Origin of the sequence: Halomonas llamarensis (assembly GCF_023555005.1) — a bacterium.
GTDB classification, from domain to species: Bacteria; Pseudomonadota; Gammaproteobacteria; order Pseudomonadales; family Halomonadaceae; genus Vreelandella; species Vreelandella llamarensis.
Map to the genome: position 1 here is coordinate 18,128 of NZ_JAMJPJ010000016.1, position 13,721 is coordinate 31,848.

Here is a 13,721-nt window from a genome sequence, read left to right on the forward strand (position 1 = left end):
CCGCGTATGCGGGCTTTTTTCTTTTTAACCCTACCCAAGCCCCGTCGTTGTAGCCCTACCATCCACAACCCCCAGAGCTAGAGCCTACGCCCTGCGCGCGCAAGCATGGCAGCACGTCATGCATCGACCATTACACCCCTGCGCAGGAGCACCCCATGGCCCAGGACTACCACCACGGCATTCGTGTCGTAGAGATTAACGAAGGCACCCGGCCGATCCGTACCGTCGCCACGGCGGTTATCGGCTTGGTGGCCACCGCGCCCGACGCGGCTACCGGCGTAGCGGCCAGTCGAGTAATCGACTTCGCGGCCTTTAATGCCGGCGTCACTTACACGGCCGTCAATGTCGGAACCGACGGTAACGGCATTCGCGTGCGCTACGTCGAGCCATCCACGGCGGAGGCCGTACTAGCAGTCAGCGTCGCAGGCAGTGACATCACGGTCAGCCTCGCCACCGATATCGAAAGCGCCATTACCAGCACCGCCGCTGAGGTGGCCACGGCCATTAATGACAGCGCCGAAGCCAGCGCCCTGGTGACGGCAGCCGAGGAAGGCACGGGGGCTGGCGTTGTCTCGGCCACTGGCTACCAGAACCTAACCGAGGGCGAGGACGAGCCTTTCCCACTGAACACCCCGGTACTGCTCACCGACCTGCTATCTGCCCAAGGCCAAGCCGGCACCGAAGGCACACTGGCCCGCGCGCTCGATGCCATCGCCGACCAAGCCAAGACCCTGGTGGTCGTGGTCCGCGTTGCGGAAGGTATGGACGCTGACGAAACCAAGTCCAACGTCATTGGCGGCGTGGATGAAAGCGGCAAAAAGCTAGGCCTACAGGCCCTGCTCGCCGCCGAGCAGAAGTTTGGCGTGAAGCCACGCGTGCTGGGAGCGCCTGAGCTTGACGACGAAGACGTCACCACTGAGATGATCGGCATCGCCCAAAAGCTGCGTGCCTTCGTTTACGCCTACGCACGCGGCTGCACCACGAAAGAAGAGGCAGCGATGTACCGGGAGAACTTCGGCGCACGCGAGGTCATGGTGATCTGGCCCGAGTTTACCGGCTGGGATACCGCCACCGACAGCACCCGTAGCATGCCTGCCGTGGCGCGTGCGCTCGGCATGCGCGCCAAGCTTGATAACCAGATAGGCTGGCACAAGACGCTCTCCAACATGCCGGTTAATGGCGTGACCGGGATCTCCCGCGACGTCTTCTGGGATCTACAAGACCCCAACACCGACGCCGGCTACCTGAACAGCCACGAGGTCACCACCCTGATCAACCGGGGCGGCTATCGCTTCTGGGGCTCTCGCACCTGCTCGATCGACCCGCTATTCGCCTTCGAGAACTACACCCGCACCGCGCAGATCATCGCCGATACGATCGCCGAGGCACACCTCTGGGCCGTCGACCTGCCCATGCACCCCTCACTGGTGAAGGACATTATCGAAGGCATCAATGCGAAGTTCCGCGAGTGGATTCGCCAGGGCTACCTGTTGGGTGGTTCCGCCTGGTTCGATGCCGAGATGAACACCAAGGAAGTGCTCAAGAGCGGCAAGTTGTACATCGATTACGACTACACCCCGGTGCCCCCGCTCGAAAACCTCATGCTACAGCAGCGTATTACTGACCGATATTTGGTGGATTTCGCCGAGCGCATCGCCGCCGCCTGATCGATAGGAGACTGACACATGGCACTTCCCCGCAAGCTGAAAGACTACAACCTGTTCGGCGACGGCAATAACTGGCAAGGGCAGATCCCTTCAATGACGCTGCCCGAGCTGGCCCGCGCCGTCGAGGAATATCGCGGTGGCGGCATGGACGGCACCGTCGAGCTGGACATGGGCCAGGAGATCATCGAGTTCTCCTGGCAGGCCGCCGGCATCATCGCCGAGATCTTCAACGAATACGGCAGCTCTATCCACGACGCCAACCTACTGCGCTTCTCAGGCTCCTATGAGTCCGACGAAACCGGCCAGGTTGTTCCTGTCGAGGTCACCGTGCGCGGTCGCCACAAGACCATTGCCATGGGCGATGCGTCAGCCGGCGACAGCAACACCATCGAAGTCACCACCACCTGCACCTACTACAAGCTCGTGGTCGACGGCGAAGAGATCATCGAGATCGACGTGCCCGGCTACGTCTTCCGCGTGCGCGGTACCGACCGCCTCGCCGAGCGCCGCCAGGCATTGGGTCTTTAAGCCCGCGACACCCTCAATCAACGGCCACCGCCTCGGTGGCCATCGCTGACACACAAGGATCACCCTCATGACCGAACAAACCGACGCCAACGTTGCTGCCCTGCCCCGCACCCCAACCGAAACCGTCGAGCTCGACTCGCCGATTCAGCGGGGCAAGACCACCGTCAGCGAGATCCAGGTGCGCAAGCCCAAGTCCGGCGCCCTGCGCGGCGTCTCGCTGTCTGACGTGATCCAGATGGACGTCCAGGCGCTAACGCGCGTACTCCCGCGCATCACTGAGCCGTCATTGACCGAGCCAGAGCTGCGCGACATGGATCCTGCCGACCTGTTCCAACTGGGCAACGTGGTGAGCAATTTTTTGCTACCCAAGCGCTTGAAGGCAGAAGCCGAGAGCTAAGCCTGCCGAATAGCGTGGAAGACGCCATGGCGGATCTCGCCATGGTGTTTCACTGGGGCCCCGCCGAGATGGACCCCATGCCCCTCGAAGAGCTCGCCGACTGGCGAGAGCGCGCCCGCCAACGTCACGAGCCCCCCAAGAAGAACAGCCGGGGGCGTTAACCAGGAGCCGGCATGGCCAAGGACCTGAACCTTTCCGTTACCCTCAAGGCCATCAACAAGGCCACCGGTCCACTCAAGAAGATCCTCCAAGGCAGTCGCGGCGTTGGCCGCGCGATGAAAGAAACGCGCGGCGAGCTCAAGGACTTCAACGACCAGCAAAAGCGCATCAGCGCCTTTCGCGACATGTCGCGCCAAAGCCAGCAGACCCGCGACGTCCTACGCGAAAAACGCCAGGCGCTTGACCAGGTCAACCAGGAGCTAAAGAACGCCACCGGCCCCACCAAGAGGCTCACGCAACAGCAGGCCAAAGCCCAGGCCGCCGTCGACAAGCTCAATGGCGAATACCGCGACCAGCGCGAACGCGTACGGGAACTATCCCGCAACCTACCCAAAGCCGCCGATGGCACCCGGGGGCTCACCGCACAGCAAGAGGCGCTCGATCGGCAGATTCGCGAAACCAATGACCGCCTGAATCGCCAACGCGACGCCATGAGCCGCCTCGCCAATGCCGATGTGTCGGGCCGCTTCAACAAGATGAGCGGCGAGATAGGCCGCCTGGGCCGACGAACCTTGATGGCGGGCGGCGCAGCGGCAACCGGCATCTTCGCGATTGCAAACTCTACCGCTGACCTGGGCGATGATGTCGGCAAGACCGCCGCCAAGCTAGGCCTCACCAACGCCGAATTGCAGGAGCTGCGCTACGCCGGCGAGCGCTCGGGCGTCGCCACTAAAACGCTCGACTCCAGCATGGTGGCGTTTACCAAGCGCCTGGGCGAGGCCGCCGACGGCAGCGGCGCGGCAGTGAAGGGCTACGAGGCGCTCGGCCTTAACGCCCAGGAACTGGTCGATATGCCCGTCTCCGAGGCAATGCGCGAGGTCGCCGACCGCATGGCCCAGATCGAGAACCCCACCCGCCGTAACGCGATCGCGGCCCAGCTCTACTCCCGCGCCGGGGTAGGCCTGGTCAATATGCTGAAAGATGGCAGTGGCGGCCTGGACGACTACGCGGCGGCCGCCGAGCGCACCGGCTACATGCTTGACGATGAAGCCACCGCTGGAAGCGAGAGCTTCAAGGATGCTTTGCTGGACACCCAGCTCAGCCTAAAGGGCATCAAAAACACCATAGGCGCTGAGCTGATGCCGGCGGTCGAGGACATGATGCGCGACCTCTCCGGCTGGCTAGCCGAGAACCGCGACGAGGTAAAGCAGTTTGCCAAGGCCTTTGGCGAAAACCTAAAGGCCGCCGTTCCCATTATCACCGACCTCGCCAAGGGATCCGCCCGGCTGGCCACCGGCATCGGGGATGTCGTCGCCAAGACCGCCAACATGGTCGGCGGTTACGAAAACCTGGCCATGATCGCCGGCGGCCTATTCGCCAGTAAGGCCCTGCTTAGCGTGATCTCCTTTGGCGTAGGGGTCGGCAAGGCCATTGGCGCGATGGCCGCCTTCGCCAAGACCCTGCCCATCGTCGCCACTGGCGTGAAAGCGCTGTCCGCTGCCTTTGCCGCCACCCCGATCGGCTGGATTATCGCCGGTATTGCCGCCATCGCCGGGGCTGCCTACCTGATCTACAAAAACTGGGACTGGATAGGCCCCTGGTTCGGCCAACTGTGGGAAGGCATCAAAGCCAAAGCCGGCGCAGCCTGGGATTGGCTCAAGAGGCTTTTTGACTGGTCACCGATCGCCACCCTCCGCAGCGCGTGGCAAGGCATGGGCAACATCACCGGCGCGGCTGTCGATAGCGCCAAGGACACAGCATCCGCCGCCTGGGAAGGCATCAAAACCTTGTTTCGCTGGTCACCACTGGGCTTGATCGCTCGGGCATGGCAAGGCCTGAGCAGCACGATCGGAAGCCCGTTGGAGCTCGCCAAGGTCGCCGTCGCCAACGCCTGGTCGAGCATCAAGGCCCTGTTCGACTGGTCGCCGATGGCCACTATCCGCAGCACCTGGTCGGGCATCAAAGCCGCCTTCGATGAAGGCATCGGGGGCGTGACGCGCCTGCTGGTGGACTGGTCGCCGCTGGGCATCCTCTGGCGGGGGATCAGTGCCGCGCTCAGCACGCTCGGCATCGAACTGCCCACCACGCTTAGCGGGCTGGGCGGTGCGCTCATTGATGGCCTGATCGGCGGCATCGATGCCAAGTGGCAAGCGCTCAAGGACAAGATCACCGGCATGGCCAGCGGTGTGACCGGCTGGTTCAAGGAAGCGCTCGGCATCAACTCTCCCTCCAAGGTCTTCGCCGGGTTCGGCGGCAACCTGCTCGATGGCCTGGTCAACGGCATCGATGAGAAGTGGCAGATGCTCAAGGACTCGATCGGCAATACCGCCAGCGCGGTAACCGGCTGGTTTAAAGACAAGCTGGGCATCAACTCGCCCTCCAAGGTGTTCGCCGAATTCGGCGTCAACACCATGGAAGGCTACCAGCAGGGGATAAAGCGCGAGGAAGACGCCCCGCTGCGCGAAGTAAGCGCCTTCGCCAAGTCGCTACGCCAGGCCGCCGGCGGCTTGATGCTCGGGTCCGCTGCCCTGTCTTCCGGTGGCGCCGCGGCTGACAGCGCTCCGCTGGCCACGCCCAGTTTCGATGCCCGGGCACCGCTGGCCGCGGCACCTAGCGGCGGAGGCCTCACGATCGAAGGTGGCATCAATATCACCGTGCAAGCCACGCCAGGCATGGACGAACAAGCCCTGTCCCGTTACGTGGCCGCCGAAGTGCAGCGCGCCCTGGCCAATGCCGAGCATGACGCCGGCGCACGCCGCCGCAGCGCTTTCCACGATATCGACTAAAGAGGAAAACAGCATGATGATGGCTTACGGTATGTTCGTCTTCGCGCTCAACTCAGCGCCTTACCAGGAACTGCAACGCCAAAGCGGTTGGCGGCACGACGGCCAAGGGCGGGTCGGCAAGCGCCCTGCCCGCCAGTTTCTTGGCCCGGGTGACGATACCATCACGCTCACTGGCACGCTGCTGCCCCACTTCACCGGCGGGCAGCAGAACCTGGATGAACTGCGCGAAATGGCCAACGAAGGCGGCGCCTGGCCGCTGATCGAAGGCAACGGCACCTTCTACGGGCTATACGTGATCGAAGGCATGAGCGAGACCAAGAGCCACCAAATGCGCGACGGTAGCGCCCAGCGCATCGCGTTCTCGCTCACCCTGCAGCGCATCGATGATGAAAGTGCCGAGCAGCTCGGCAGCCTGGCCGCCGCCTTTTCCCGCCTGCGCAGCGGCAACATTGCCAGGGCCCTGGTATGAGCTGGGCACGCCAGCAGCAGGGCCGCCCTGCCCGAGCCCCCGGCTACCGGCTCAACATTGGCGGGCAACTGATCACCCCCGAGCTAAACGACCGGTTGATGCGCCTGCGGCTGACCGATCGACGCGGCATCGATGCCGACCAGCTCGACATCACCCTAAGCGACCACGACGGCCGCCTTGAACTACCCCGGCGCGGCGTCAAGCTCACGTTGGCGATCGGCTGGCAAGAGGAAGGCCTGGTGGAGCGGGGCATTTTCATTGTCGATGAGGTCGAGCACAGCGGCGCCCCTGACACGCTCACCATCCGCGCACGTAGCGCCGACATGCGTCAGCAGCTGCCCGGCAAGCGCTCGCAGGACTGGCACGAACTCACCCTGGGCGACATCATCAGCGCCGTGGCTGGGCGCAACGACCTAGAGCCCGCCATTGGCGAAACGCTGCGCGGCATCTACCTCGACCACATCGACCAGACCGACGAGTCTGACCTGCACTTCCTCACACGACTGGCCGATAAGTACGATGCGATCGCCACCATCAAGGCCGGTCACTTGTTGTTCATACCCGCCGGCCAGGGCAACACCGCCAGTGGCCAGCCCATCGCCCCGGTGACGCTCTACCGCCACCAGGGCGACAGCCACCGCTACATAGAAACCGACCGAGAGGCCTTTACAGGGGTACGCGCCTACTGGCACGACCCCGATGCCGCCGAGCGCCGCGAGGTCATCACCGGCAGTGAAGAAAACCCCAAAAGCCTACGCCATACCTACGCCACCGAAGACGACGCCACCGATGCCGCCAAGAGCGAGTGGCAGCGTATCCAGCGCGGCCGTGCCGAATGCTCGCTCACCTTGGCCGAAGGCAGGCCCGACCTGTACCCCGAAACCCCCACCACGCTTTCTGGCTTCAAGGCCGTGATCGACGCAACCCCTTGGGTCATTGTTGAAGTGAGCCACGAGCTCAGCGACTCCGCCTACACCAGCGGCGTGCAGATGGAGATCCTTGGAGCGTAACCGGCTGTACGCGAAATCTGAGGCAGTTAGCGGGGGTAAGGTGGCTAGATTTTGCGAGAGAGCGCCAAAAAAATAACCCCGGCCATGCCAAGCAGGCAGCAGCCAGGGTAGTTAAGCTTCATCACCGCCTCGCTTAATTAGGCAAAACGCCAGTTTCCAGAAACTCCAGAAAGGCGGGCTCATCCATAACCTCCACTCCTTTCCCCCTGGCTTCGCTCACCTTACGAGGGCCGGCATTCGGTCCAGTGCATAGAAAGTCGAGGTTTTTCGTTAGGCTTTTCCGTACCACCATGCCTTCGTTTTTGGCCTCATCTTCCAGCTCCTGTCGAGCATTAGCATCAAAGCCAGTGAAAAGGATCTCAAGGGGGCGTTCTGGTGCTGAGGCTTTGGTAGCGGCAGGCGCCGATACCGCCCCCAAAAGTGCTTCGCCATCCAAAAACTCCAAGACGCGATCTCGGCGAAAGGTGCGAATGGCACCGCTGGTTAAACAGTAGCCTTTGATATACCGGCCTGAGTCGCTCCAGCTACGCAGCTCGCGAGTGCTCTGCTCGCCTTCAGCGTTTTCATACACAAAAAGCAAGTTGCCTGGCTCGGTGGCAGACCTCTTTAAAATAGGCTTCGGCTTAGGTTCTGGCTGGTCTTCTTGCGGAGCTTCTGGTTTCGAGACCATCGGCGCTTGCCGCTTGGCAGTGCGCCATGAAATGCCTAGCACAATGATCACTGGCAACAACACGGCTAAGCCAGCAAAAGCGCCGCCCATACCTAGCGGGGCGCCCTCTTGATCGGTAACACCACCCAAGCTGGCCACCAGCATGGAGCCGCCGACCACGGCAAGCGGCAGCAGGGTTGCGCCGGATAAATGCCGCCACCACCAAGGCCTGCTGTTACGTTTCATTGAGTGGGCAATCCCTACCCAAGTACCAACGCCAAGAATAAAGCCCACCACTAAAGCAATGCTATCCATCCCCTATCTCCTTATTTTAAGCAGTCTTAAAGCTGCCTCTATGTCTTAACGTTTTCCAGTTAAACAATCGGGCCAGTTCACATGGTTGGGATTACGAAAACCGCCGACGCTGCAACTCTTGCTTAGCCTGTAGAGTCTGTTGGCGAGCTTGCTGAAAGATTCCCCTCTCAACGTCGCCAATTCGGCTGGCCCAAAAGCCTGCCGCCAGAAAAATAACGACACCGCCAATAAGCAGCATGTTGAACGTGCTCATCGGAACCGACAGCAAATAGCCGTTTAAAAGGCCAGTGATCGCCAAGCCCAGCAGAAAAAACATGATTCCCGTGGGAATATTCAGACGGTTACGAATCCAGCTCTGGCGGGCTTCCCTTTTACCCTGTTCAACGATTTCTCTGAGCTCATCAATGGTAAGCGGCTTCTCTTCCTTAGCTTCGGCAGGCGGGTTAACCGTAATGTGGTGCCCCACGATGATACTGCCGTGATTATCGCCCCCTACTGTGATGCTCACGGTGCGCTCTTCACCATCGCTGGGTAAGTCTTTAATGGCGTCCTTGAACTTGCCGATCGCTTTTTCCAGCCCCTGATCCATCCGATCGTCCCCCATGTTCCCCACTCCTTTATTGGCGTCTATTTAACTTAACGATTTACCACCAGCTTTAGCGTCCGGTTCAACTTCTCATCGTCCTCAAGCCCCGCTTCCTGCTGGAAATAGTTGTAAACATCCGCGGCTATCTCAACCAGCGTCGCCGCCGGCAGGCGCTTGCCCACCTCGGAGGCGATGGCGTCCAAACGCTCCGCAATCCGCACCAGTTGTTCCACGTCAATGGGCGTTTTGTCGCTCCCTGGCACTTCAGAAGGCTGGCCACCAAGTGGGTCGGAACGCTGGCCAGTCATTACGTAGAATATATCCACCCCTAGTGGCGCTAGGCGTGCCACCAAATCAGCAGAACACTTTTGCCTACCGGCGAGCACATCTTTAAGGCGCTGCGGCGAGTTTTCACCGGCGCGTCTGGATGCTTCAGCTAGCGAAAAACCCAACAGGGATATTTCTTCCCTGATTCTATGGGGTATATTTTCAACCAATTCAGTTGACACGGTAGGATATCTCCACCATTCTATAAATGTCATTAACACCACAACACACCACAAGGGAGTTACTGCCATGACCGCACCGACTACATCGCAATCCGAAAACATCACCCTTGAGCCGGTTTACCAAGCAGAGGCCAGCCGCGTACTGGCTGAAACCGTGGGCCACCTGGCCACCGACCCCAACGTTGAGTCCGTAATGCTGAGCACACGCGCCGTTGAAATCGCCGAGGCCCTGGTGGCTGGCATGTTGGTTATTCAGCGTGCCCAAGCGTCCGGTAGTACTCAGTGAGTTTTTTGTGGAAGGCCACAGCGGCTTCGCCAAGCCGCTCACCGGCCTGGGGGCTGCTGGCGTTCTGCAAACTGCCTGCACCAAAAACGCCAGCCTTGCACATTTCAAGCAGCACTTGCTGCGCGGCGCTTTCAGGCTGATCAGACGGATGTATTAAGTGCTGTTCAGACATAACCAAAGCCCTCCTTGGGCATGACAGAAAATTTAGGCATGAGCGCTAAGCGCTGGTCGTAACTGCCTTTAACTCCACAAAGGAGCATAACGCATGACTACCTCGGACACCATTCGCACCCCCGGTGCGGCCTACTCGCGAAGCCCCAACGGCTGCAGCAAGCAGGTAATGACCCAAATCACCCCCGATGAACGCGAGCAGCTCAAAGGCATCGCCGATCTGGAGATGCGTTCGCTATCCGCCACGCTGCGCATGCTGATGCTGCGCGGTATGCAGGGCTACCACGACGATACCGCAAGCGCCGAGTAAGCCTGTTTTTTGCCTTTCCGCATAAGGAGATTCGCCATGTACCAGGACCCCAAACGTATTCGCACCAAAGCCACCGTGTACCTCGACCAGTACGAGGCGGACGTGATCACGGCGCTGGCCAACTACCTGGGCGTACCCAAGGCGGAAGTGATGCGCCAGATGCTGATGAAAGAAGCCCGCGACGCGCTCGGCATCGACCCGGCGGCGCTTGATACCAGTGTCGACGCTCACGCTGGCTAACCAAAGCCCCACAACCACCGTGCATTAGAGGTACCCCATGCCGGAACAGCCAATAGAGCTGGATGAACAAGCCAAGTTCGTGCTCGACACCGTGTGCGAACAGCAATGCCTTGAGACCCGAGAACAAGCCGCGGAGTGGCTACTGCGCCGACGTATTCGCCGTGGCACGCAGGGCTTAACCGGCCGAGGACGTGCGCTTTATGAAGTTAAGGAGAAGGACCGGTGAAAATTTATTGCCCCCATTGCAAAGAAGGCGCGATCACGCGTACCAGCAAGCGCCCGGCGCCGGTGTTCTACGAAGTGTACGCCCAGTGCATCAGCCCGGCCTGTGGCTGGGCCGGCAAGATTTATGTGGAGTTCGCCACGACCACCGTGCCAAGCCGCACGCCTAGCCCGGCCGTCGATATTCCGCTTGAGCCGAAAAGCCGCCGCGAGCTGCTCGAGCAGCTGATGGCCAACTACCAATAAAACCAGCCAATAAAACCAGCCAATAAAACAGGAGAACACCATGGGAACCGTTACCCCGATTCGCCAAGCCAAATTTTGCCCACTGGATAGCGAGAACGTCGCGATCGCCCGGCTGTGGAATCACCGCGATTGGCCGCGCCATGAAGCGCTTGACGACTGCATTGACTATCTCTGCGATGCGCACGACATGCCACGCCACCGCGCCGAGAACGCAGCCTTCCAGGCGCTGGCCGAGATGGAATCCGTCAATGCGCGCGGCACCATCGACATTGCCTCAACGACCAGCCACGCCGTGGTCATCACCAACCGCGCAGGGCAGCGCATTGCCTTAACCGTCCGCGACTTGCGTCGCCTGCTCGATGGCCAAGACCTGCAGTGCGGCAACAGCGTCACCGGCAAGCTGCTGATGCTTGAGCACTGATAACACCGCGTTACCCAGCCGCGTTTTTCACTAAGCAATTAAGGAGGGCGAGCGTGAATCCATCGCTACGCCAGGACATCCTCGCGCGCTTGCTCGGCGACTTCGAGGCCAGGGAGAACGGGGCCTACCTGCAAAAGGTTCGCTGCCCCGAGTGCGGTAAGCGTGAGGCCTATATCAACGCTGACGCGCCGTGGATGCTTAAGTGCGGGCGGGAAAACAACTGCGGTGCGCAGCTGCACGTGAAAGAGCTGTTCCCAGAGTACTTCGCTTCCTGGAGCGAGCGTTACGCGCCTCGCCCTGAGCAACCGGCGCATGAAAAACCCGCCAGTGCTACGCCGGTGGCCGATGGCTACCTGCGCGATGGCCGTGGCTTTGATCTGGAAAAAATTCACGGCTGGTACACCCAGGAGAGCTTCTGGAAGCCGCAGATCGGCGGTACCGCCACCGTGCGCTTTACCCTGCCAGGCGGCGCGTACTGGGAGCGCCTGCTCGACAACCCCGAGCGTTTTGGCAAACAGAAGGCCAATTTCGTTGGCCGCTACAAAGGCCAATGGTGGTGCCCGCCGGTGCTCACCCCCGCCGATCTTGTGGAGGCCGAAGAGGTGTGGATTGTCGAGGGCATTTTCGATGCCATCGCCCTCTACCACCACGGCATCGCGGCCGTCTCGGCCATGAGCTGCGGCAACTACCCCGAAGACGCCCTGAACACCCTGTCAGATGCCGCCCACCAGGCAGGCACTAGCCGCCCCACCCTGGTGTGGGCACTGGATAGCAACCGCGCCGGGCAAAAGGGCACGCTAAAGCATGTAGAGCGTGCCCGTGCCGCTGGCTGGGAATGCCAGGCGGCGCAGCTGCCAGGCAGCGGCCAACGCGACTGGAACGATGCCCACCAGCGCGGCGAGCTTTCTGAGAAGCACCTGGCCACCTACCGCTATCACGGCGCGCTGCTGCTGGCGGAAAGCCCCATGGCCAAAGCGCTGATCATGTACAAGCGCACCGAGCGCCGCGAGTTCTGGTTTGAATACCGCGCGCAGTTGTGGTGGTTCAAGCTTGATTTGGAAGCGTTCGACCGTGCAGTACGCGCCGAAGGCGAAGACGGTGGCGACCAGCAGAGCATCAACCCGGCTATTCGTGATGCGGCGTTGGAGCAAGCCGGCAGCGTGAAGAAGATCTGCACCTGCTACCCCACGGCGCTGTATTACCAGGCCAACAAGGTCACCGATGAGAGCTGGTACTACTACCGCGTGGAATTCCCCGACGGCCGCGCGCCGATCAAAAACACCTTTAGCGGTGGGCAACTGGCCAGTGCCAGCGAGTACAAAAAGCGCCTGCTCGGCGTCGCCCCCGGGGCGATGTGGACAGGCACAAGCCAGCAGCTCGACCAGCTGCTGCAAGACCAGATCGGCAACATCAAAACCGTCGAGACCATCGACTTTATCGGCTACAGCAAAGAGCACGGCGCTTACGTGTTCGGCGACCTGGCTGTATCAGGTGGCCGGGTAGTGCCGATCAACAGCGAGGACTATTTCGAGATCGGCCCGCGCCGGCACCTGAAAACCCTCAGCCAGTCGGTGACGCTGCACATCAACCCAGAGGCCAAGGAGTTTTCTACCGCCTGGACACGCCAGCTTTACGGGGCCTTTGGCCTTCGTGGGGTGATCGCGCTGGCGTACTGGCTGGGCAGCCTGCTCGCCGAACAGATCCGCGCAGAGATGGGAAGCTTCCCGTTCCTGGAAATCGTCGGCGACGCCGGCGCGGGTAAAAGCACGCTGATCGAATTCATGTGGAAGCTGGTGGGCCGCCGCGATTACGAGGGCTTCGACCCTTCCAAGGCCACCATGCCAGCCCGGGCACGTAACTTTGCCCAGGTGAGCAACCTGCCGGTGGTGCTGATCGAGTCCGACCGCGAGCAGGAAGGCGGCGTCAAGCAAAAGCAGTTCGACTGGGACGAACTCAAAACCGCCTTTAACGGCCGCTCAATCCGTGCCCGGGGCGTGAAGAACTCAGGCAACGACACCTACGAGCCACCCTTTCGCGGCAGCATCGTGATCAGCCAGAACGCCCCCGTTCAAGCGGGTGAAGCCATCCAGACCCGTATCTGCCACCTGCACTTCAGCCGCGAAGGCCAGACCCAACAGACCAAAGAGCTGGCAGAGGCCCTGGAAAAGACCGAGCTGGAACACGTAAGCCAGTTCGCGCTCACCGTCGCCCGCCAGGAAGCCACGCTGCTGGAGCACATCACCACCCGTGGCCGCGAATACGCCAACCAGATGGGCCAAGACCCGGAAATCAAAGCGCTACGCATCGCCAAGTGTCATGGCCAACTGATGGCCCTTGTGGAGTGCTTAGGCCCGCAAGCGCTGAATCTTTTCGATGACCAGATCATCACCATGGCGATAGGCCACATCCAGGAGATGGCCCGCGAACGCCAGCAGTCGATCAATGCCGACCACCCCATGGTGGCGGAGTTCTGGGAGGCGTTCGACTACATCGAGGGCCTGCGGGCAGAGCCTGCGCTGGACCACTACGGCGGCCAGGGCGACTACATCGCCATCAACCTTAAAGACTTCGAGCGCACCTGCGGCGAATACAAGCTGCGGGTGCCGGATATGCGCGAGCTCAAGCGCTACCTGAAAAGCAGCAAGACCCGCAAGTTTGTGGATTCCAACCGCACCGTGAGAAGCCACGTTCGCTTAAACGGGGCCAGCGTGAAGTGCTGGATCTTCCAGCGTTAAGCCAGGAGCCATTGC

Annotated in this window: 18 protein-coding genes; 14 read left to right on the top strand and 4 right to left on the bottom strand. The window is 61.2% G+C overall.

Going from position 1 to position 13,721, the window contains the following annotated elements:
- The first annotated feature begins 155 nt into the window (after positions 1 to 155).
- The 7 genes from M8006_RS10725 to M8006_RS10755 all read left to right on the top strand — a co-directional run bounded on the left by M8006_RS10725 (position 156) and on the right by M8006_RS10755 (position 7,016).
- Positions 156 to 1,667, top strand: coding sequence for a phage tail sheath protein (locus M8006_RS10725; protein WP_430886821.1), 1,512 nt, complete (start codon positions 156 to 158; stop codon positions 1,665 to 1,667).
- A gap of 18 nt (positions 1,668 to 1,685) precedes the next feature.
- The gene (locus M8006_RS10730) at positions 1,686 to 2,195 is read left to right on the top strand and encodes a phage major tail tube protein (protein WP_250082029.1); all 510 of its coding nucleotides are present in this window, start codon (positions 1,686 to 1,688) and stop codon (positions 2,193 to 2,195) included.
- 67 nt (positions 2,196 to 2,262) lie between these two features.
- On the top strand, positions 2,263 to 2,592 hold the full coding sequence (locus M8006_RS10735; RefSeq protein WP_250082031.1) for a phage tail assembly protein: 330 nt from the start codon (positions 2,263 to 2,265) through the stop codon (positions 2,590 to 2,592).
- A 26-nt stretch (positions 2,593 to 2,618) separates the two neighbouring features.
- Positions 2,619 to 2,753, top strand: a complete 135-nt coding sequence (locus M8006_RS10740; protein WP_284047020.1) for a GpE family phage tail protein — start codon at positions 2,619 to 2,621, stop codon at positions 2,751 to 2,753.
- 12 nt (positions 2,754 to 2,765) lie between these two features.
- The gene (locus tag M8006_RS10745; RefSeq protein WP_250082035.1) at positions 2,766 to 5,537 is read left to right on the top strand and encodes a phage tail tape measure protein; all 2,772 of its coding nucleotides are present in this window, start codon (positions 2,766 to 2,768) and stop codon (positions 5,535 to 5,537) included.
- Between the two features lie 13 nt (positions 5,538 to 5,550).
- Positions 5,551 to 6,006 (top strand): phage tail protein, encoded by a 456-nt coding sequence (locus tag M8006_RS10750; RefSeq protein WP_250082037.1) that lies wholly within the window; start codon positions 5,551 to 5,553, stop codon positions 6,004 to 6,006.
- On the top strand, positions 6,003 to 7,016 hold the full coding sequence (locus tag M8006_RS10755; protein ID WP_250082039.1) for a phage late control D family protein: 1,014 nt from the start codon (positions 6,003 to 6,005) through the stop codon (positions 7,014 to 7,016). The genes M8006_RS10750 and M8006_RS10755 overlap by 4 nt, the downstream gene beginning before the upstream one ends.
- 133 nt (positions 7,017 to 7,149) lie before the next feature.
- On the opposite strand, the gene M8006_RS10760 is transcribed toward M8006_RS10755, so the two are convergent.
- The 3 genes from M8006_RS10760 to M8006_RS10770 all read right to left on the bottom strand — a co-directional run bounded on the left by M8006_RS10760 (position 7,150) and on the right by M8006_RS10770 (position 9,018).
- Complete coding sequence (locus tag M8006_RS10760; protein ID WP_250082041.1) at positions 7,150 to 7,980, bottom strand: BRCT domain-containing protein; 831 nt, start codon at positions 7,978 to 7,980, stop codon at positions 7,150 to 7,152.
- Positions 7,981 to 8,071: 91 nt separating this feature from the next.
- The gene (locus M8006_RS10765) at positions 8,072 to 8,584 is read right to left on the bottom strand and encodes a hypothetical protein (protein WP_250082043.1); all 513 of its coding nucleotides are present in this window, start codon (positions 8,582 to 8,584) and stop codon (positions 8,072 to 8,074) included.
- A 32-nt stretch (positions 8,585 to 8,616) separates the two neighbouring features.
- Entirely contained in the window at positions 8,617 to 9,018 is a 402-nt protein-coding gene (locus M8006_RS10770) for a hypothetical protein (protein WP_250082045.1), read from the bottom strand.
- A gap of 124 nt (positions 9,019 to 9,142) precedes the next feature.
- On the opposite strand from M8006_RS10770, the gene M8006_RS10775 reads away from it, so the two are divergent.
- Positions 9,143 to 9,361, top strand: coding sequence for a hypothetical protein (locus M8006_RS10775; RefSeq protein WP_250082047.1), 219 nt, complete (start codon positions 9,143 to 9,145; stop codon positions 9,359 to 9,361).
- Here M8006_RS10775 and M8006_RS10780 read toward each other — a convergent pair.
- Positions 9,324 to 9,533 carry a hypothetical protein gene (locus tag M8006_RS10780; protein WP_250082049.1) on the bottom strand — a complete coding sequence of 70 codons (210 nt, stop codon included), beginning with the start codon at positions 9,531 to 9,533 and terminating at the stop codon, positions 9,324 to 9,326. The genes M8006_RS10775 and M8006_RS10780 overlap by 38 nt on opposite strands.
- 93 nt (positions 9,534 to 9,626) lie before the next feature.
- Between M8006_RS10780 and M8006_RS10785 the strand changes: the two genes are divergently transcribed.
- From M8006_RS10785 to M8006_RS10810, 6 genes are read left to right on the top strand one after another with little or no spacing between them, the layout of a single operon-like run.
- Complete coding sequence (locus M8006_RS10785; protein WP_250082052.1) at positions 9,627 to 9,842, top strand: hypothetical protein; 216 nt, start codon at positions 9,627 to 9,629, stop codon at positions 9,840 to 9,842.
- 36 nt (positions 9,843 to 9,878) lie between these two features.
- Positions 9,879 to 10,082, top strand: a complete 204-nt coding sequence (locus M8006_RS10790; RefSeq protein ID WP_250082053.1) for a hypothetical protein — start codon at positions 9,879 to 9,881, stop codon at positions 10,080 to 10,082.
- Between the two features lie 37 nt (positions 10,083 to 10,119).
- Positions 10,120 to 10,308, top strand: coding sequence for a hypothetical protein (locus M8006_RS10795; RefSeq protein ID WP_250082055.1), 189 nt, complete (start codon positions 10,120 to 10,122; stop codon positions 10,306 to 10,308).
- A complete protein-coding gene (locus M8006_RS10800) occupies positions 10,305 to 10,550 on the top strand; it encodes an ogr/Delta-like zinc finger family protein (RefSeq protein ID WP_250082056.1) in 246 nt (81 codons plus the stop codon). Before M8006_RS10795 ends, M8006_RS10800 begins: the two co-directional genes overlap by 4 nt.
- A 40-nt stretch (positions 10,551 to 10,590) precedes the next feature.
- Complete coding sequence (locus M8006_RS10805) at positions 10,591 to 10,971, top strand: hypothetical protein (RefSeq protein WP_250082060.1); 381 nt, start codon at positions 10,591 to 10,593, stop codon at positions 10,969 to 10,971.
- 53 nt (positions 10,972 to 11,024) lie between these two features.
- Positions 11,025 to 13,706, top strand: a complete 2,682-nt coding sequence (locus M8006_RS10810) for a toprim domain-containing protein (RefSeq protein WP_250082061.1) — start codon at positions 11,025 to 11,027, stop codon at positions 13,704 to 13,706.
- Positions 13,707 to 13,721: the final 15 nt, after the last annotated feature.

Bases quoted from the DNA above. Each gene is read 5' to 3' on its own strand.
- M8006_RS10735 (WP_250082031.1), top strand. From the start codon at position 2,263: ATGACCGAACAAACCGACGCCAACGTTGCTGCCCTGCCCCGCACCCCA.
- M8006_RS10790 (WP_250082053.1), top strand. From the start codon at position 9,879: ATGTACCAGGACCCCAAACGTATTCGCACCAAAGCCACCGTGTACCTC.
- M8006_RS10765 (WP_250082043.1), bottom strand. From the start codon at position 8,584: ATGGGGGACGATCGGATGGATCAGGGGCTGGAAAAAGCGATCGGCAAG.
- M8006_RS10780 (WP_250082049.1), bottom strand. From the start codon at position 9,533: ATGTCTGAACAGCACTTAATACATCCGTCTGATCAGCCTGAAAGCGCC.
- M8006_RS10730 (WP_250082029.1), top strand. From the start codon at position 1,686: ATGGCACTTCCCCGCAAGCTGAAAGACTACAACCTGTTCGGCGACGGC.
- M8006_RS10775 (WP_250082047.1), top strand. From the start codon at position 9,143: ATGACCGCACCGACTACATCGCAATCCGAAAACATCACCCTTGAGCCG.
- M8006_RS10760 (WP_250082041.1), bottom strand. From the start codon at position 7,980: ATGGATAGCATTGCTTTAGTGGTGGGCTTTATTCTTGGCGTTGGTACT.
- M8006_RS10755 (WP_250082039.1), top strand. From the start codon at position 6,003: ATGAGCTGGGCACGCCAGCAGCAGGGCCGCCCTGCCCGAGCCCCCGGC.
- M8006_RS10740 (WP_284047020.1), top strand. From the start codon at position 2,619: ATGGCGGATCTCGCCATGGTGTTTCACTGGGGCCCCGCCGAGATGGAC.
- M8006_RS10785 (WP_250082052.1), top strand. From the start codon at position 9,627: ATGACTACCTCGGACACCATTCGCACCCCCGGTGCGGCCTACTCGCGA.
- M8006_RS10745 (WP_250082035.1), top strand. From the start codon at position 2,766: ATGGCCAAGGACCTGAACCTTTCCGTTACCCTCAAGGCCATCAACAAG.
- M8006_RS10805 (WP_250082060.1), top strand. From the start codon at position 10,591: ATGGGAACCGTTACCCCGATTCGCCAAGCCAAATTTTGCCCACTGGAT.
- M8006_RS10750 (WP_250082037.1), top strand. From the start codon at position 5,551: ATGATGATGGCTTACGGTATGTTCGTCTTCGCGCTCAACTCAGCGCCT.
- M8006_RS10725 (WP_430886821.1), top strand. From the start codon at position 156: ATGGCCCAGGACTACCACCACGGCATTCGTGTCGTAGAGATTAACGAA.
- M8006_RS10795 (WP_250082055.1), top strand. From the start codon at position 10,120: ATGCCGGAACAGCCAATAGAGCTGGATGAACAAGCCAAGTTCGTGCTC.